This is a genomic window from Pseudodesulfovibrio hydrargyri, assembly GCF_001874525.1.
In the GTDB taxonomy this organism is placed as follows: Bacteria; Desulfobacterota; Desulfovibrionia; order Desulfovibrionales; family Desulfovibrionaceae; genus Pseudodesulfovibrio; species Pseudodesulfovibrio hydrargyri.
Genome location: NZ_LKAQ01000004.1, coordinates 2391063 through 2409328 on the forward strand (window position 1 = coordinate 2391063; position 18266 = coordinate 2409328).

The following is an 18266-nucleotide window of genomic DNA, read 5'->3' on the forward strand; positions in this document are numbered from 1 at the left end:
AAAGGCCCCCCTTCCTGCGAAGAGGGGCCTTGGACGAGCGGGATGCTAGAGCTCGGCGGGGTCGTTTTCCTCGTTGCAGTCCTTGCAGGGCAGGATGAGGTTCAGGACCACGCCCGCGATGGCGCCGAGGCCGATGCCCTTGAGGTCGGTGATGCCGATGTTCAGGACCATGCCGCCCAGGCCGAAGACCAGGATGATGGCCACGATGATCATGTTGCGCGGCAGAAGCAGGTCGAGCTGGGCGCGGACCAGGGTGCTCAGGCCGATGACCGTGATGGCCCCGAACAGGAGCAGCATGATGCCGCCCATGACCGGCATGGGGATGGTGTTCAGGAATCCGCCGAGTTTGCCGACAAAGGCGAGCAGAATGGCGGCGATGGCGGCCCAGGTCATGATCGCCGGATTGAAGGCGCGGGTCAGGGCCACGGCGCCGGAGACCTCGGAGTAGGTGGTGTTGGGCGGGCCGCCGAGCAGGGCGGCCAGGGAGGTGGCCAGGCCGTCGCCGAGCATGGTGTTCTGGATGCCCGGGTCCTTGACGTAGTCCTTGCCCGCGATGGAGCTGATGGCCAGGATGTCGCCGAAGTGCTCGATGGCAGGGGCGATGGCGATGGGCACCACGTAGAGGATGGCCTCCCAGCTCCAGGTGGGCATGGAGAAGTTCGGCACGGCGAAGAGTTTGGCCTGGCTCACGGGAGCCATCGAGATCAGGGTGCCGTCCATCCACGGGGCCAGGCCCATGCCGTTGATCTTGCCGTCCACGGCCGAGTCCACGAAGGTCTGGTACATGGAGGCGGACAGGCCGGTGGCGTCCAGGATCAGGGAACAGGCGTAGCCCGCCACGATGCCGCACAGGATGGGCACGAGCTTGAACCAGCCCCTGCCGAGCAGGGAGACCAGGATGGTGGTCAACAGGGCCACGCCGGCCACGATCATGGACGGAACGGCGGGTTCGATCCAGACCTGGCCGTTGTGTCCAAGGGCCATCTTCACGGCTACCGGGCAGAGGATCAGGCCTATGAGCATGATCACCGGGCCGGTGACGATGGGGGGCAGGAGCTTGTGCAGGAAGCCCGCGCCGAAAAAGCGGATGCACAGGCTGATGATCACGTACAGGACACCGGCCGCGGCCAGGCCGCACATTATTTCCGGATAGGTGAACTCTCCCTGCTGGGCCGCGAAGAGCGGCGGCAGGAAGGCGAAGGACGAGGCCAGGAAGACCGGGACCTTGCCCTTGGTGATGACCTGGAACAGCAGGGTGCCGATGCCCGCCGTGAACAAGGCCACGTTGGAATCGATGCCCGTCAGGATGGGCACCAGGACCAACGCGCCGAATGCCACGAAGAGCATCTGCGCGCCCAGCAGGGCGTCCTTCAGTCTGAAATTGTACTCGGTGGAATGCACGTCACTCATCGCTACCCACTCCTCTCTTATTGGTTGCGGAGCCCCCCGACTCCTGTGTTGCTCTCCGGTCTCAAAAAAAGGCACGCTGTGCAGCGTGCCCTTTGCCTACTTGGTGCCGAATATCTTGTCCCCCGCGTCTCCGAGACCGGGGATGATATAGCCTACGTCGTTCAATCTCTCGTCCACCGCCGCGGTGTAGATGTCCACGTCGGGGTGCTCGTTCAGGATACGTTCGATGCCTTCGGGCGCGGCGCACAGGAACAGGCCGCGAATGGACTGGCAGCCCGCCTCCTTGAGCAGCTTGATGGTCGCGTTCAGGGTGCCGCCGGTGGCCAGCATGGGGTCCAGGATCAGGGCCATGCGCTCTTCGATGCGTTTGGCCAGCTTGACGTAGTACTGGACGGGCTCCAGCGTCTCCTCGTTGCGGTAGAAGCCGACGACCGACGCCTTGGCCCCGGGGATCATGTCGTACACGCCGTCCATCATGCCCAGGCCTGCGCGCAGGATGGGCACCACGGTGACCTTCTTGCCCTTGATGCGGTCCACCTCGACCTTGCCCGCCCATCCCTTGATGGTCTTCTTTTCGGTCTCGAAATCCTTGGTCGCCTCATAGGTCAGCAACCGGGTGATCTCGTTGGCCAGCGTCCGGAAGTGGCTGGTGGAAATGTCGTGCTGGCGGAGCAGACCAACCTTGTGCCGGATCAGCGGGTGGTCAACCAGGTGTAAGGCCATTTTCGCCTCTCTTTGGGTTTTTGATAATATGTAGGGGAAAGTTTCAATTGCGCAAAATTTCTTTTTTCTAAGCCGATGGGGGGAGAGGGTCAAGAGCCAATTTTGTAAACGGCGAGTGCATAAAATCAATTTGAATTTTACTTTCCAATGATTCCCGGTATATCACCTTGACCATGACAAACGAGAAATCCGAACAGTGTTGGGAACGGACCGTTTCGCGGGCCGACGCCGGGGTACGCCTGGACAAGTTCTGGGGCCGCGAACTGGCCGGGGAAGGCGTCTCCCGTGGACGCATCAAGAGCTGGATCGAGTCCGGCCTGGCCCTGGTGGACGGCGAGGCCGCTCCCAAGGGCAACCGCAAGCTGGCCCCGGGCCAGACCGTGGCCATCCGGGCCGCCGCGCCCGAGCCGGGCGAGTTTGCGGCCGAACCGGTCCGGGGCGACATCGAGGCCGTGTTCGAGGACGCCGACATGCTCGTGGTCGTCAAGCCCGCCGGGCTGACCACCCATCCCGCGCCGGGCGAACCCGGCCCCACCCTGGTCAACCTGCTGGTTCACCAGTGGCCGGACATCGCCGCCGAAAACAGTTCCATGGATCCGCAGCGGCCCGGCATCGTCCACCGCCTGGACAAGGACACCTCCGGGCTCATGGCCGTGGCCCGGACCGAAGCGGCCCGCCTGGCCCTGTCCGCGAGTTTCGCCGGGCGCGAGACCTTCAAGGTCTACCTGGCCCTTGTCCAGGGGTGCCCCGAGCCCCGGCAGGGGACCATCGACGCGCCCATGGGCCGCCACCCGCACCACAAGACGCGCATGGCCGTGCTGCCCAAGGGCGGGCGCGAGGCGCGCAGCGACTACCGGGTACTCTGGACCGGCCCGCGCGGACTGGCCTCCCTGGTGGCCGTGCGCATCCATACCGGCCGGACCCACCAGATCCGCGTGCATATGGCCCACATCGGCCATCCGCTTTTGGGCGACGCGGTCTACGGCCCGCGCGAGAACGCCGAGTGGGCGCGGCGGCCCGACCGGCTGGCCGGGCTGGCCCCACGCCAGATGCTCCACGCCTTTTATCTTTGCGTGCCCCATCCGGCCACAGGCGAGCCCGTGACCCGCTGGCTGGCCCCGCCCGAGGACTTCCGCGCGCTCCTGTCCGGGCTGACGCGCGAATGTTTGCGCGTGGGCATCGTGGGCATGCCGGGCGGCGGCAAGTCCACCCTGCTCAAGGCCCTGCGCGGCATGGGGCGGCCTTGTTTCTCGGCGGACGAGTCCGTGGCCGCGCTCTACGGACCGGGCGGCGACGGCGCGGCCATGATCAAACAGCGGTTCGGCGGGCGGTATACCCTGGACGACGGCGGCGTGGACAAGCCGGGCCTCTTCAAGGCCATGCGCGAATCCGAGGCCGTGCGCCGCGAGGTCATGGACATGGTCCATCCCATGGTCCGCCACCAATGCGAGGAATTCTTCCGGGCCCACCGCGACGAGCCCGTGGCCTACGCCGAAGTCCCCCTGCTCCTGGAAGGGGGGTGGCACAAGGACGGCATGGTCGACCTGGTGGCCGGGGTGCGTTGCCCGCCGGCCAAGCGCACCGGCGAGCTGCGCGAGCTCCGCCATCTCTCCCCGGAAATCCTGGCCGTGTTCGACTCCTGGCAGTGGCCCGAGGCGGACAAGCTGGCGGCCTGCGACGTGATCGTCGACAACGACAAGGGGCTGGCCGAGCTGGCCGAGGGCGCGCGCGGTCTGGACCAAACCGCCCAGGTCGCCTGGGAGCGGCGCAACCGGGAGTTCGCGGATTGGATGGACGGCTTGTGGCCCGGGCTGGCCGACGAGTTGTCCGGCGAATTGGCCGAGAAGCTGGCCGCCGGGCCGGACGGCGGAGGAAGCGAGGCGTGATCCCCATCCGCGACAACGTGCCCCGCGAGACGCGGCCCTATGCCGTGCTGGCGATCATCATCGTTAACGCCCTGGTCTTCCTGTTCGTGTTCAGCCTTTCGCCCCAGGCCCGGGCCCAGATGTTCTATCTCTTCGGGGTGGTCCCGGCGCGCTTTTTCGAGCCGGACTGGGCGGCCTGGGCCGGTTATCCCGACACCCTGGGGTGGCCGTTTCTGACTTACATGTTCCTGCACGGCGGCTGGCTGCACGTCATCCTGAACATGTGGATGCTCTGGATTTTCGGCGACAACATCGAGGACGTCACCGGGCACGGCTGGTTCGTGCTCTTCTACGTGCTTTGCGGCCTGGCCGCCGTGGCCGTGCACATGGCCTTCGAGCGGTCCTCGCCCCTCCCGGTCATCGGCGCGTCCGGGGCCATCGCCGGGATCATGGGCGCGTACATCGTGCTCTACCCGCACGGCAAGGTCCTGACCCTGATTCCGGTCTTCTTTTTTCCCTTCATCTTCCGCATACCCGCGTCCCTGTTCCTCGGGTTCTGGTTTCTCACGCAGATCCTCTCCGGAGTGTACTCCACGGCCCACGGCGCGCAGAACGTGGCCTGGTGGGCGCACGTGGGCGGGTTCGTCGCCGGCATCGTCCTGATCCGCTGGTTCCGCCGCCCCGGCCGCTGCCGATACTGCTACAACCCGGACACCAGGGACTACGACCCCGAGGATTCGGATCCGCCCGTTGTGTAGGGAGAAAACCAGGAGTGGGTGCCGCTTCGCGGCGTTGCCGGGTGACTTCGCCTCTGGCGGGCAAGGGTTCGCCCCCTTGCATCCCATTTTGCGCCTGCGGCGCGAGGTGTCGGGCTTCGCCGGGAGAGGGCTATGAAAGTTGCCGGAACCGGTCGGCCAGGTGCCAGCGGTCCACCAGGGTGGCCACCGCCGGAGGAACGAGGGAACGCCACTCGCCGTCCTCGCGGATGGCCGCGCGCACGTCCGTGCCGCTGATCCCCTTTTCGCTTTGGGGCCGCTCCCACATGACGTGGGTGGTCAGGCCAAGGCCCTCGAACCGCTTGCGTTTCTCCCGTCCCCAGTCGTCGTAGATGGTCAGGTAATAGACCGCCTCGCGCGGGGCGCACCCCTCGAGCATTTCCGGGCAGTTGATCGGAAACGGAATCACGGAAAAAGCGTGCCGGTCCACCCCGGCCTCCATCAGGGCGGCCTCGATCATGGCCTTGCGCTCCTCGAAGGAAAGGGGGTTGTTCTCCCGGCTGGACCGCTCCGGGTTGGTCAGCTCCTCGCGGGTGGAGGCCGCGTCCGGGTTGGTCACGCCGATGATCAGCCGTTCGCACAATGCTTTTCCGGCCAACAGGTAGACAAGATGATCGTTGTGCAGGACCTGGAACCGTCCGTGGATGAAGCCGAGAGGGTGCATGGTCACTCCTGGGGATCGAGGATGAACGGGGGATGGTCGCCCGGCCAGTACTCCACCGGGTCGGGCGAGTCGTGGATACCGGCCAGCCGGGCGCGGTCCAGGTAATTGAGGACCGTGAACAGGAACTCGCGGCCGCGCATGCAGCCCAGCGCGCCCCCCGCAACGGCCACTTCGTCGAAGGCGGCGACCGCATCCCGGCGCACGCCCCGGCCCGCGAACATGAGCGGCACGGGCTCGCCCGAGTGGATCAGCGCGCCGCAACTCGGGGTGGAGTGGTCGGCGGTCACGGCCAGGAGCAGGCGCGGGTCGGCCAATATCCCGTCGGCAACCTCGCCCAGCCCTCGGTCCAGGGATTCGATGACCCGGACCTTGGCCTCCGGGTTTTTGCTGTGGGCCGCCTGGTCCGGTCTCTTGGTGTGCACGTGGATGAAGTCGTAGTCGTCCTTCCGGTCCAGGGCCAGCCGGATGCGTTCGGCCAGGTCCGCGCCCGGATCGTCCGTGTCTCGCGCCTTGAGAAAATCCATGCCCGCGAACCGGGCCAGCCCGGCGTACATGGCCCCGGTGGCGATGGACAGGCCGCGCAGCCCGTACCGCTGGCGCATGGTCGGGCAGCGGGTCAGCCGTCCGGCCCGCTGGGTGACCAGGCCGTTGGCCGGGATTTGCCCGGCCTTTTCCCGCTCGCGGTTCAGGGGCAGTGCCGAGAGGGTCCGGTGTGTCCGCACGAGATAGTCCTCCAGTGCCCGCGCCGTGCGCCGTGCAGCCGTATCCTCGTGGCCCTTGAGCGGCAGGGGGCGGGGCAGGAGCCGTCCGTCCACCATGGGATTGGTGTCGGTGACAAAGGGCGAGACCTCGCCGCGCAGGACCAGCACGCCGAACAGCCCGCCCACGGGGTGCACGGAACCGGTCACGCCCTCGAACAGGAAGGGCGGCAGGGCGGCGAACAGGGCTTCGGCCTCGCCGGGCGATGCGGGCACCTTGTCGTGCAGCAAGGTCAAGCGGTTGTCCGCGTCCGGGCCGATATGGGCGAAGTGGGTCAGCAGGGCCACGTCGTCGGTGCCGAGTTCGACTCCCGCGCCGAGGGCCTCCAGCGCGCCGCGTCCCGGGAATTCCTCGGGCAGGCCGCCGAACAGGGCGAAATGGGCGTTCTCCGAGGGCAGGGGCCGGCCGAACCGGGTGGCGTGGTACAGGCCGGTGGCCGAGACCGAGGCCAACCGGTCCAGACAGGGCGTGGCCGCCGCCTGGAGCGGGGTGCGGTCGCCGAGGCCGGGGTGGGAGCGGTCGCCCAGACCGTCCAGCAGGATCAGGATGCATGTATCAGGCATTGGAGGCCCTGGTAGATTCATAGATACGCTCGATAACAGTAATGGGTATCATACATACAATCACATTGTCTTGGGCGGATGCGGGTGTAAGATAGGCCCATGCTCATAGACCTTCACGTCCACTCCACCTGTTCCCCGTGCAGCATCCTGAAGCCTTCGGAAATCCTGGCCAACGCCCGTTCCCTGGGCCTGGATGCCGTTTGTATCACCGATCACGACACCATGTCCATCCTGACGCAATGTCGGGAGGGATTCCAGCCCGACGGGCTGCTCCTCATCGTGGGCATGGAGTACACCACGGATCAGGGCGACTACCTGATCTTCGGCGACGTCCGTTCCCTGCCCCATGGGCTGTCCGCCGAGGTCCTGCTTCCGGCGGTGCGCGATCTGGGCGGCGCGGCCATCTCGGCCCACCCGTGCCGGACATGGCGCCCGGCCGACACGATCATTTTCGACCAGGGGCTGTGCTCCATCGCCGAGGCGGAGAACGGGCGCAACACCGACGTCGAGAACGGCATGGCCATGGACCTGATCGAGGCCCGCGGCATGACCGCCGTGGCCGGGTCCGACGCCCACTCCCTGGAGGAGCTGGGCCGTTGTCCCACGCGCTTCACCGTGCCGGTCAACTCCGTCCGGGACCTGGTCGACGCCCTCAACCAGGGCCACTGCTGTCCCTCCACGGCGCACCGCTCAGCGGCCTGATTCCCTCTGGCCACTTCCCGTCTACCTGGGCGGGATCAGAAAGGACGTGACTTTGCGCACGCCCTTGACCCCCTTGGCCACCTTTACGGCCAGGGCGGCGTCCGCCTGGCTTCGGACCATGCCGAGCAGAACCACCTCGCCGTTCATGACCTCCTGTTCGATCTGGGTCGAGCTCAGGTCGCCGTTGGCGATGAGATCGGCGCGCACCTTGGCCGACAGTTCAAGATCGTCGGCCGTGGTGTCGGTCTCGGGCTTGAAATAGCTGGTCACCTTCTTTACGCCCTCGACCCCCTTGGCCGTCTTCACCGCAAAGGCGCGGAAGGGCTGGTCGTCGATCGCGCCCACCAGGTAGACGTGCTTCAGAAAGCAATACACGTGGACCTTGAGGGCCAGCTTGGAGTCCTTGTCCGCCAGATCGGTCTTGATGGACAGCGATATCTTCTTGTCCGCCGCCTGGTCGCCCACGCTGCGTTCGTCGCGCGCGCTTTCGTAGATGGCTCCCCACGGGGTCCAGGCCAGGGAGGACAGGGCAAGGCTAAGGATCAGCGGGACGGTGGCGAGTGATCTGGAATGACGCATGATTTCTCCTTGTCGAATATGTGGATAACTCTGTGGAAAATTGTCCGGTTGTCGTTTTTTCCGGCTTGACACCGGGCAAAGGCATATTATTTATGGTAAGCGTTGGAAAAATTGAAATCAGTCAGCATCAAGGAAAACGATTCTAATGGAATATAGAGACTACTACAAACTTCTCGGAGTGTCCCGCTCCGCCTCCAAGGAAGAGATCGGCAAGGCTTTCAAGAAGCTGGCCCGGAAGTATCACCCCGATCTCAACCCGAACGACAAGGATGCGGAGGACAAGTTCAAGGAGATCAACGAGGCCTACGAGGTCCTCAAGGACGAGAAGAAGCGCAAGCTCTATGACCAGTTCGGCTCCAACTGGGAGCACGGCCAGAACTTCCAGCCGCCGCCGGGCTACGAGAACGTGCACTTCGGCGGAGGCGGCGGCTTCGGTGGAGGCGGCGCGGGTTTCTCGGACTTCTTCGAGACCATCTTCGGCGGCGGAGGCGGCGGTTTTCGCGGCGGCTTCCAGTCCGGCGGCTTTTCGCAGGGCGACTTCGGCGGCGACTATCAGCGGCGTCCGCGTCGCGGCGCGGATTCCGAGGCGTCCTATGAACTGACCCTGGAGGAGGCGTACCGGGGCGGCAAGAAGTCCATCACCCTGCAGGAGCAGACCAGCGGCCCGGACGGCATCCCGCGCATGACCACCAAGACCCTGGAGGTCACGGTGCCCGCGGGCATCAAGGACGGCCAGAAGATCCGCCTGGCGGGCCAGGGCAATCCCGGCCTGAACGGCGGGGCCAAGGGCGACCTGTACCTGAAGATCCGGCTCATGCCGCACCATCTGTTCAAGATTTCGGAATCGGACGTGATCCTCGACCTGCCCCTGTCCCCCTGGGAGGCGGCGCTCGGCACCACCGCGCGCATTCCCACCCTGGACGGGGCCGTGGAGATGAAGATTCCGCCGGGCATCGGCTCGGGCAAGAAGCTGCGCGTCAAGGGCCGGGGCCTGGGGGCCGGGGCCAGGAAGGGCGACCAGTTTGTCCGCATCATGATCCAGGTGCCGGAACGGCTCTCGGCCGAGGAGCGCGACCTGTTCGAACAATTGCAGAAGGTCTCGGACTTCAAGCCGAGAAATTTCTAGGGGTACGACAATGACCACGAAGAAATTGCAGGAAGTGATCATGCGCATGCCGGGCCTGAACCTGCCCGAGCGCAGCGAATACGTGGCCTGGGCCCAACTGGTCCAGCTGACTTCCATCGAGCCCGCCGAGATGAGCGAGCTGGTCGACCTCGGCTGGATCAGTCCCAAGCGGACCGGGGCCGAGGAATACCTGTTCCGTCTCAAGGACGTCTACCGCATCCACAAGCTCATGCGCCTGGTCCACGACCTGGAGGTCTCGGTCTACGGCGGATCCATCATCGTGGACCTGATGGAGAGGATCGAGGAGCTCGAGACCGAGGTCGAGGAACTCAGGAGACTTGTCTGACCGACTTATTTCATGAGGAGGTAAAAATATAATGGATATCAATACGTTCACCCGCAAGACCCAGGAGGCCGTTTCCGAGGCCCAGAACCTGGCCATCCGTGGCGGCCATCAGCAGATCGACTGCGAACACCTCATGCACGCCCTGGTGGCCCAGGAGAACGGCCTGGCCGGGCAGATCCTGCGCAAGCTGGGCGTGGCCCCGGACGCCTACCTCGGGGCCATCGACGCCGAGATCGCCAAGATCCCGTCCGTGTCCGGCTCGGGCGTGCGCCCGGACCAGATCGTGGTCACCCAGCGCATGCAGAAGGCGCTGGTGGCCGCCGACGACATGCGCAAGCGCATGAAGGACGAGTACGTCTCGGTGGAGCACGTCTTCGTGGCTCTCATGGACGAGTCCGGAAGCAGCGGCGTGGGCCGGGTCAACAAGCAGTTCGGCCTGGACAGGAACAAGGTCCTGACCGCCCTGGAGGAGGTGCGCGGCAAGCAGCGCGTGACCTCGGACAACCCGGAGGCGACCTACGAGTCGCTCAAGAAGTACGGCCGCGACCTGGTGGAGGAGGCCCGTTCGGGCAAGCTCGATCCGGTCATCGGCCGCGATTCCGAGATCCGCCGCGTGATCCGCATCCTCTCGCGCCGGACCAAGAACAACCCGGTGCTCATCGGCGAGGCCGGCGTGGGCAAGACCGCCATCGCCGAAGGGCTGGCCCAGCGTATCGTCAAGGGCGACGTGCCCGAGGGCCTCAAGGACAAGACCGTGTTCTCGCTGGACATGTCCGCGCTCATCGCCGGGGCCAAGTACCGCGGCGAGTTCGAGGAGCGGCTCAAGGCCGTGCTCAAGGAAGTGGCCGAGTCCGCCGGGCAGATCATCATGTTCATCGACGAGCTGCACACCATCGTGGGCGCGGGCAAGACCGACGGGGCCATGGACGCGGGCAACATACTCAAGCCCATGCTGGCGCGCGGCGAACTGCACTGCATCGGCGCGACCACGCTCGACGAGTACCGTAAATATATCGAGAAGGACCCGGCGTTGGAGCGCCGCTTCCAGACCGTGCTCGTGGAGGAGCCGTCCGTGGAGGACACCATCTCCATCCTGCGCGGCCTGCGCGAGCGCTTCGAGGTGCACCACGGCGTGCGCATCGCCGACGGTGCCATCGTCGAGGCGGCCGTGCTGTCCAGCCGGTACATCACCGACCGGCAGCTCCCGGACAAGGCCATCGATCTCATCGACGAGGCCGCGGCCCTGATCCGCACCGAGATCGACTCCCAGCCTTTTGAACTGGACACGGCCAACCGCCAGATCATGCAGTACGAGATCGAGCGCGAGGCCCTGAAGCGGGAGACCGACAAGGCGTCGCGCGAGCGGCTGGTCGAGCTCGAGAAGAAGCTGGCCGAACTCAAGGAGTCCCAGGCGGCCATGCTGGCCCAGTGGGAGAACGAGAAGTCCGGCATCGAGCGGCTGCGCGCGCTCAAGGGCGAGATCGAGGAGACCCGCCGCGAGATCGACGAGGCCAAGCGCATTCCCGACTACAACCGGGCCGCCGAGCTGGAATACGGCAGGCTGCCCCAGTTGGAGAAGGAGCTGGCCCAGCGCAACGAGGCGCTGGAGACCGGCGAGGGCCCGCGCATGGTCAGGGAGGAGGTCGGCCCGGATGACATCGCCCAGGTCATCGCCAAGTGGACCGGCATCCCGGTTTCCCGGCTCATGGAGGGCGAACGCGAGAAGCTGCTGCGGCTGGGCGACGTCCTGCACGAGCGGGTCATCGGTCAGGACCAGGCGGTCCAGGCCGTGGCCGACGCCGTGCTGCGCGCCCGGGCGGGCCTCAAGGACCCGTCGCGGCCCATCGGCTCGTTCATCTTCCTCGGCCCCACGGGCGTGGGCAAGACCGAGCTGTGCAAGACCCTGGCCTCGGCCCTGTTCGACACCGAGGACAACATGATCCGCATCGACATGTCCGAGTACATGGAGAAGCACACGGTGGCCCGGCTCATCGGCGCGCCTCCGGGCTACGTGGGTTATGACGAGGGCGGCCAGCTGACCGAGGCCGTGCGGCGCAAGCCGTACTCGGTCATCCTGTTCGACGAGATCGAGAAGGCGCACCACGACGTGTTCAACGTGCTTTTGCAGATTCTGGACGACGGGCGGCTGACCGATTCCCACGGCCGCACGGTGGACTTCAAGAACACCATCGTGATCATGACCTCCAACCTCGGGGCCGAGTACATGCTCGACGGCATCGACGCGTCCGGGGAGTTCAAGGACGGCGTGGAGGACCAGGTCCGCGAGGTCCTGCGCCATCACTTCCGGCCCGAGTTCCTGAACCGCGTGGACGAGACCGTGCTCTTCCGGCCGCTGACCCAGGACCAGCTCATCGGCATCATCGACCTGCTGGTGGCCGGCCTGCGCGTCCGGCTCGAGGACCGCAACATCGGGCTGACCCTGACCGACCGGGCCAAGGCGTTCATTGCCCAGTCGGCCTACGACCCGTCGTTCGGCGCGCGGCCCCTGCACCGCTACCTGAAGCACAACCTGGAAACGCCCCTGGCCAAGCGCCTCATCGCGGGCGACCTGGCCGAAGGCCAGACCGTGACAGTGGACGAACGCGGAGGGGAGCTGGTCTTCGACTAGGACGGCCGCAAACGACATTCAAGGCCGGTGCCCGGAACAAGGCGCCGGCCTTTTTTGCGTTCTCGCCTGCCTATTCGTCACCTGTTTGAAACCAAACGCGCGGCGCGATAGGCTATGGTCCTCGCCTGGAAGGGGAGCCGTCGGTGCGGTCTTGCCGGTCGGGAGCGACCCTATGATTCCGTCAAAGAGGAGTGCGACCATGGATAAGGTGTTGTTCGTCTGCGTGCACAACAGCGCGCGGAGCCAGATGGCGGAGGCCTTCCTCAACGCGTTCGGGGGCGGCGGGTTCGTGGCCGAGAGCGCCGGGTTCGAGCCAACGGAGATCAATCCGCTGGTGGTCGAGGTCATGAAGGAAGAGGGCATCGACCTCTCGGGCAAGAAGACGCAATCGGTCTTCGATCTGTACAAGGAAGGCCGCATCTTCAGCTACGTCATCACGGTCTGCGAGGAATCCGTGGAGAAGGAGTGCCCGGTCTATCCCGGCATGACGCACCGCCTGCACCTTCCCTTCCCGGACCCGGCAAAGGCCCGGGGCAGCCACGAGGAAAAGCTGGCCCAGGTCCGGGCCATCCGCGACAGGATCAAGGCGGTCGTCTACGAGTTCCTGGAGTGGGCGCGATCCGGGGACGTCAAGAAACTCAGCGATTTCTGGGAAATTCGGCCTGTCGGCTGATTCCCACCCTCGCGCACCGGACCTTCCTTGTGGGCGGGGAAGAGATAATCCCGGACCCGTCCTTGCCGCCGGTCTCCGTTGCCCGCTCCCGCCTCGGCCCACAGGCCCGACCTCGACGCCGATCAAGAACATCCTTGACATCAGGCTAGTCTTTCCCGATGGTTGCGCCTTCAACAATCGTCGAGGTTCCCATGCCCAATCTGATCCTGTTGGCCCTGCTGGCGTCGTTCCCGCCCTTGTCCACGGATATGTATCTGCCCGCCATCCCCACCCTGCAGACGCAGTGGAGCATCTCCTATGCCACGGCCAACCTGTCGTTGGTCCTGTTCATGGGCGTGTTCAGCGTCTTTTTGCTCATCCACGGCCCGTTATCCGACCGTTTCGGCCGCAAGCCGGTGCTCACCGGCGGGCTGACCCTGTTCATTCTGGCCTCTTTCGGTTGCGCCCTGTCTCCCTCCATCGAGGTGATGATCGCATGCCGGTGCCTGCAGGCGGCGGGGGCCGCGGCCGGGGCGTCCCTGGCCCTGGCCCTGTCCAAGGACCTGTACGAAGGAGCCCAGCGGCAGAAGATTCTTGCCCACATGGGGGTGATCATGGCCCTGGCCCCCATGCTGGCCCCGTCCATCGGCGGACTGATGCTCAAGTTCGCCTCCTGGCGCTGGATATTCATCTTCCAGGTGGGCCTGGCGTTGATCGGGCTGTACGGGGTGCTGCGTCTCAAGGAGCCCCTCACCGAGTTCACGCGCGGCGGTTTCCTGTCCATGGCCGGCCGGTACCGGCTGGTGCTCGGGAACCTGCCGTTCACGGTCCTGGCCAGCGGGTTCGCGCTCATGTCGCTGCCCCATTTCGCCTTCATCGGCGGCTCGGCAGACATGTATATCAACGAACTGGGGCTGTCGGAGCAGGCCTTCGGCATCTATTTCGGGGCCAACGCCATCGGCTTCATGCTCGGTTCGTTCATCTGCACCCGGATGGTCGGCACGTACAAGCCGCTGCACATGCTCTATACCACCTTCGCCTGCCTGTTCGCGTCCACCCTGCTGATGTTCGTGCTCGGCGGGCGCACACCTCTGACCCTGGCCATCCCCATGTTCTGCATGGCGTTGAGTGTGGGCTTTTCCCGGCCCATCTCCAACTCCATGATCCTGGACCAGGTGGACTCTGACGTGGGCGCGGCCTCGGGCATCCTGACCTTCGAGATATTCTTTGTCGCGGCCGTGTCCATGCAGCTCATCTCCTGGGACTGGCCCCACAAGCCCTACGTCCTGGGCGTGCTCGGCGTGTTCGGCACCCTGATCCCGCTGGCGGCCCTGCTGGCCGTCAAGAAGCGGTGCCGGTTCAACTAACCTCGGTCAGTTCGAAACGGAAAAGGCCCGTGCGTTCGATACGCACGGGCCTTTTCCGTGGGAGTGCCGGAGGCAGATCAAGCCGGAAATTGGTTCAGGAAGGCCTCGGCCCTGCGTTCGGACCAGTAGACGTTCTCCTTGTCCTTGGAGACGAAACCCACGTGGCCGCCGTGGACCGGGGTCTCCAGGAACAGGCGCGGGTTGGACATGGCCTCGGCCACCGGGAAGCAGGTCGGGGTCAGGAACGGATCGTTCTGGGCGTTGACCAGCAGGGCGGGCACGCGCACGGCGCGCAGGAACTGCAGCGAGGAGGCCTTGGCGTAGTAGTCGGCCGCGTCCGCGAAGCCGCCCATGGGCGCGGTGAAGCGGTCGTCGAATTCTCGCAGGGAGCGGATGCCCTTGAGCTTCGAGGCGTCCACCACGTCCGGGAAGCGCCCGCCCTTTTCGCGCATCTTGCGGCGCAGGCCGCGCATGAAATATTCGAAATAGATATGGTGCGAGGAGATGACCCGTTCGGCCGCGCCCAGGTCGCAGGGGGTGGAGAAGGCCACGGCCCCGACTACCTGTTCGGGCACCCGGTCCGGGGCCTCGCCCAGGTACTTGAGGATCTGGTTGCCGCCCATGGAGAAGCCGATCAGGACCACCCGGCCGTAGCGCCCGGTGGACAGGCAGTGCAGGATGATCTCGTGCAGGTCGCCGGTTTCGCCCGAGTGGTAGCAGCGGGGCAGCCGGTTGGGCTCCTCGCCGCAGCCGCGCTGGGACCAGCAGGCCGCGTCCCAGCCGTTTTTGGTGGCCATGGCCGCCATGCCGAGCACGTATTTCTTGCGCGAATTTCCTTCCAGACCGTGGCTGACGATGACCAGCCGGTCGGTCTCCCCGGTGCGCGAGCGGTGCCAGTCCAGGTCCAGGAAGTCCGAGTCGGCCAGCTCCACGCGCTCGGGCTCGGGCGCGGTCAGGGGCGTGAGCCTAAAGAGCGGCGGGTACAGGGTGGCCATGTGGCCCGAGGCGAACGGGAAGGGCGGCCGGTAGTCGGGAATGGGCAGTACGGGCATGGGGATGGTGTACGACCGCGCGGCCGTGAAGTAAAGCGGCGTGCGGCCCGGGAAAACGGTTGCCCGGACCGCGCCTGATTGGCTACCCTTGGCCACCGTCCGCTGACGGGCGCGAACCAGAGGAGCCCCAGTGCCGCTGTACGACCAGACCGACATGGAGAACTACGCCGAGGTCCTGACCTGGGCGCTGAACGAATCCAGGGAACGCCCCCTGCGCAACAGCGAGATGGTCCTCCTCCGCTACGACATCCCCGGCCTGGCCCTGGCCGAGGCCCTCTATTCGCGGCTCATGGACATGCACCTCATGCCCGTGGCCATGGCCCAGCCCACGCCGTACATGGAGATGGAGCGCTACCTCAATTCCAGCTTCGGCCAGCTCCTGTTCCAGCAGCCCGGCCTGGCCGAGCTCTACTCCCAGGCCGCCGGGGTGATCAACATCATCGCCCCGGAGGAGCTGACCTACCTTCAGACGGTGGACCCGCGCACCATCGCCGAGGCGAGGCGCGCCGACGCGCCCAACCGGCGCATCCTCCAGCGGCGCAGGCTGTCCGGGGTCATGGGCTGGACCACCTGCCTGTATCCCACCGAGGCCCTGGCAAAGGGGGCGGGCATGACGTTGGACGAATACGCCCACGCCCTGAAGCGCGCCTGCTGGCTGAACATGCCCGACCCGGTGGCCGAGTGGCGGCGGCTGAAGCGGGAGGTCGGCGAGGTCTGCGACTGGCTCGACGGCATGTCCATCCGCTCCCTGAAGGTGGAGTCCGAGGACATCGACCTGACCGTGGGCATAGGCGACAACCGCCGGTTCGTGGGCGTGAACGGGGCCAACGTCCCGGGCTACGAGATCTACGTGGCCCCGGACGCGCGCAAGGTGGACGGGACCTACTACGCGGACCAGCCGACCCTGCGCTACGGGCACTTGGTTTCCGGCATGGCCCTGGACTTCTCCGGCGGCATCGCCTCCCGCGCCGAGGCCGAGATCGGCCAGGTGTTCGTCCAGCAGCAGCTCTATTCGGACGCGGGCGCGCGCCGGGTGGGGGAGTTCTCCCTGACCGACAGGCGGTTCTCCCGCGTGGACCGGTTCATGGCCCACACCCTCCTGGACGAGAATTTCGGCGGCGAGCACGGCAACTGCCATCTTGCCCTGGGCGGCTCGGTGCTGGAGAGCTTCACCGGCCCGTCCGAGATGCTCACCCCGGAGCTGGAATACGAACTCGGCTTCAACTCGTCGGACATGCACTGGGACCTGGTCAACACCCAGCCCAAGCGGGTCACCGCCCGGCTTGCCGACGGCAGCCCGAAGCTGATCTACGAGAACGGCGGATTCCGACTCTGAGAGCCCGGTTCGCGATCCCCGAAAAATCGCTCGACCGCGTGATTTGTCACTATTTTTCTGTTGGCTTCGCGGTGCGGACTGTTGTATAGAACGGCGGGTATAGCCATGAAGAAAAGTCCGAAACACAAGAGTCTTTATCTGGTCAAGACCGAGCAGGCCGAGTTGCGGGAGCTGGAGGCCAAGCACCGCTCCGAGACCCGGAATCTTTATGTCATCAAGACCGACGAGGAAGTGGCGAACAAGTATCGCGACGTCATCGTCGATTTCGCCGCCAACAAGGGCGTCTTTCTGCTCGTCACCCGCGACAAGACCTTTATCCAGACCTTCCGCAGCGCCGCGTGCCAGGCCGTGGGCGTCCCCCACGGAGCCATGTTTTCGGCCCAAGACCTGGCCAGCGCCTCGACCCTGCTCAAGGGCCTCGTGGCCAACGGGGCCAAGCCCTTCCTCTTCATGGAGTACGTGCTGGACTCGGAACTGACCGTCCCCTACCTGCGCCACGTCAAGCCCATGTACCCGGATATGAAGGTGGTCGTGGTCTCGCGGGACATCAGCCGCGAGCGACTCTTCCAGTTCTATGAGGACGGTGCGGACTCCTTCCTCAAGAAACCGGCGAGCATCAATTCCGTGATCAAGAAGATCGCCTTCATGCTCAAGCCCCGCTGCGAGGCGGACGCCCTGGTCTTCGCGGGGCGCGAGCACATCCGGGCCAACCGCTTCGAGGAGGCGTTGGACATGGCCGAGCAGGTCCTGTCCCGCTGGCCCCGCCACGCGGCCGCCCTGGTCGTGCTGGGGGACGCCCAGAAAGGGTTGGCCAAGCGGGAGGAGGCGTTGAGCGCCTACCAGCAGGCCGAGTGCCTCTCCCGGGATTACCTTGAGCCGCTGCAGAAGATCGCGACCATGTATTGCGAGGACGACAATCGGGACGAGGCGCTCCAATACCTGTGCAAGCTCGACGACATATCGCCGCTCAACTGCACCCGCAAGATCCGCATCGCCGAGATGCATTTCGAGCAGGGCGACCCGGCCAGCGCCGAGAAATATTTCGACCAGGCTATCGACGCGGCCCGCGAGGAGGCCCTGAGCGCGGTGGGCGAGATGTCCCTGGACATCGCCGAGATGGCCGCGCGCTTCGACCCGAAGATGGCCGCCAAATACTATCGCCGCAGCCTGGAGCTGGTGAAGAATTCCAAAAACGCCCTGACCATGTCCGTCTACAACCGCCTGGGCATCTCCCTGCGTAAGCAGGGGCTGTGGAACGAGGCCATCGAGGCCTACGGCGAGGCCGCCAGGCACGCCCCGGAAGACGAGAACATCCAGTACAATATCAGCTTGGCCTACGGCGAGGGACAGCAATTCCGCGAGGCGGCCGAGCACATGCGCAACGCCCTGGCCATCAACCCGGACCTGTACCGCGGCAATCCCAACCTGGCCTACTCGGTGGGCTCGACCTTCGCCCGTGGCGACAGGCCCCAGGAAGCCGTGGAAATCCTGACCTATCTCCTGGAAATCTCCCCCGGTTTCAAGGACGGCGAGAAGCTCCTGCGCGAAGTGACCGCGGCCAGGGGCGGCTCCTACCGTTTTTAGTCGCTCCGACTCTCCCGGCCGCATAAGGCGGCCCGTCCTCCGGATTTTTCTTGTCATCCTGGTTATTGACAACCTTATCCTCATGCTTATTTTCCCCACAGGTCTCGCTTCCGGCGGGCCTTTTCATTACAAA

16 protein-coding genes are annotated in these 18266 nt (G+C 65.5%); 10 read left to right on the plus strand and 6 right to left on the minus strand.

Annotation, left to right across the window (positions count from 1 at the left end; genetic code table 11):
* Positions 1 to 45 precede the first annotated feature (45 nt).
* Together BerOc1_RS15345 and upp are read right to left on the minus strand one after the other, a co-directional pair.
* Positions 46 to 1410 (minus strand): uracil-xanthine permease family protein, encoded by a 1365-nt coding sequence (locus BerOc1_RS15345; protein WP_071546526.1) that lies wholly within the window; start codon positions 1408 to 1410, stop codon positions 46 to 48.
* Positions 1411 to 1506: 96 nt separating this feature from the next.
* Positions 1507 to 2133 (minus strand): uracil phosphoribosyltransferase, encoded by a 627-nt coding sequence (upp, locus tag BerOc1_RS15350; protein WP_071546527.1) that lies wholly within the window; start codon positions 2131 to 2133, stop codon positions 1507 to 1509.
* A gap of 173 nt (positions 2134 to 2306) precedes the next feature.
* Between upp and BerOc1_RS15355 the strand changes: the two genes are divergently transcribed.
* Positions 2307 to 4019 carry a dephospho-CoA kinase gene (locus tag BerOc1_RS15355; protein ID WP_071546528.1) on the plus strand — a complete coding sequence of 571 codons (1713 nt, stop codon included), beginning with the start codon at positions 2307 to 2309 and terminating at the stop codon, positions 4017 to 4019.
* Complete coding sequence (locus BerOc1_RS15360) at positions 4016 to 4756, plus strand: rhomboid family intramembrane serine protease (RefSeq protein WP_071546529.1); 741 nt, start codon at positions 4016 to 4018, stop codon at positions 4754 to 4756. The genes BerOc1_RS15355 and BerOc1_RS15360 overlap by 4 nt, the downstream gene beginning before the upstream one ends.
* A gap of 130 nt (positions 4757 to 4886) precedes the next feature.
* On the opposite strand, the gene BerOc1_RS15365 is transcribed toward BerOc1_RS15360, so the two are convergent.
* Both BerOc1_RS15365 and BerOc1_RS15370 read right to left on the minus strand, forming a co-directional pair.
* Entirely contained in the window at positions 4887 to 5438 is a 552-nt protein-coding gene (locus BerOc1_RS15365) for a nucleotidyl transferase family protein (RefSeq protein WP_071546530.1), read from the minus strand.
* A gap of 2 nt (positions 5439 to 5440) precedes the next feature.
* Positions 5441 to 6760: a BPG-independent phosphoglycerate mutase family protein gene (locus tag BerOc1_RS15370; RefSeq protein WP_071546531.1), complete on the minus strand. Its 1320-nt coding sequence runs from the start codon at positions 6758 to 6760 to the stop codon at positions 5441 to 5443.
* 99 nt (positions 6761 to 6859) lie between these two features.
* Between BerOc1_RS15370 and BerOc1_RS15375 the strand changes: the two genes are divergently transcribed.
* Positions 6860 to 7462 (plus strand): PHP domain-containing protein, encoded by a 603-nt coding sequence (locus BerOc1_RS15375; protein WP_071546532.1) that lies wholly within the window; start codon positions 6860 to 6862, stop codon positions 7460 to 7462.
* Positions 7463 to 7483: 21 nt separating this feature from the next.
* Here the strand turns inward: BerOc1_RS15375 and BerOc1_RS15380 are convergent, their stop codons facing one another.
* Positions 7484 to 8041, minus strand: coding sequence for a BON domain-containing protein (locus BerOc1_RS15380; RefSeq protein WP_071546533.1), 558 nt, complete (start codon positions 8039 to 8041; stop codon positions 7484 to 7486).
* A gap of 145 nt (positions 8042 to 8186) precedes the next feature.
* Between BerOc1_RS15380 and BerOc1_RS15385 the strand changes: the two genes are divergently transcribed.
* From BerOc1_RS15385 to BerOc1_RS15405, 5 genes are all read left to right on the plus strand, one after another.
* Positions 8187 to 9167, plus strand: coding sequence for a DnaJ C-terminal domain-containing protein (locus BerOc1_RS15385; protein ID WP_071546534.1), 981 nt, complete (start codon positions 8187 to 8189; stop codon positions 9165 to 9167).
* Between the two features lie 10 nt (positions 9168 to 9177).
* Complete coding sequence (locus tag BerOc1_RS15390; RefSeq protein ID WP_207503314.1) at positions 9178 to 9513, plus strand: chaperone modulator CbpM; 336 nt, start codon at positions 9178 to 9180, stop codon at positions 9511 to 9513.
* Positions 9514 to 9544: 31 nt separating this feature from the next.
* Positions 9545 to 12142, plus strand: a complete 2598-nt coding sequence (gene clpB / locus BerOc1_RS15395) for an ATP-dependent chaperone ClpB (RefSeq protein WP_071546535.1) — start codon at positions 9545 to 9547, stop codon at positions 12140 to 12142.
* A gap of 199 nt (positions 12143 to 12341) precedes the next feature.
* Complete coding sequence (locus BerOc1_RS15400) at positions 12342 to 12815, plus strand: arsenate reductase ArsC (protein WP_071546536.1); 474 nt, start codon at positions 12342 to 12344, stop codon at positions 12813 to 12815.
* A 191-nt stretch (positions 12816 to 13006) separates the two neighbouring features.
* On the plus strand, positions 13007 to 14161 hold the full coding sequence (locus BerOc1_RS15405; RefSeq protein WP_071546537.1) for a multidrug effflux MFS transporter: 1155 nt from the start codon (positions 13007 to 13009) through the stop codon (positions 14159 to 14161).
* A gap of 77 nt (positions 14162 to 14238) precedes the next feature.
* Here BerOc1_RS15405 and BerOc1_RS15410 read toward each other — a convergent pair whose 3' ends face one another.
* Positions 14239 to 15213, minus strand: a complete 975-nt coding sequence (locus BerOc1_RS15410) for a YheT family hydrolase (RefSeq protein ID WP_071546538.1) — start codon at positions 15211 to 15213, stop codon at positions 14239 to 14241.
* 130 nt (positions 15214 to 15343) lie between these two features.
* Here BerOc1_RS15410 and BerOc1_RS15415 point away from each other — a divergent pair, with 130 nt between their 5' ends.
* A complete protein-coding gene (locus BerOc1_RS15415; protein ID WP_084641629.1) occupies positions 15344 to 16549 on the plus strand; it encodes an aminopeptidase in 1206 nt (401 codons plus the stop codon).
* 105 nt (positions 16550 to 16654) lie between these two features.
* Positions 16655 to 18133 carry a tetratricopeptide repeat protein gene (locus tag BerOc1_RS15420; RefSeq protein WP_071546539.1) on the plus strand — a complete coding sequence of 493 codons (1479 nt, stop codon included), beginning with the start codon at positions 16655 to 16657 and terminating at the stop codon, positions 18131 to 18133.
* Positions 18134 to 18266 lie beyond the last annotated feature (133 nt).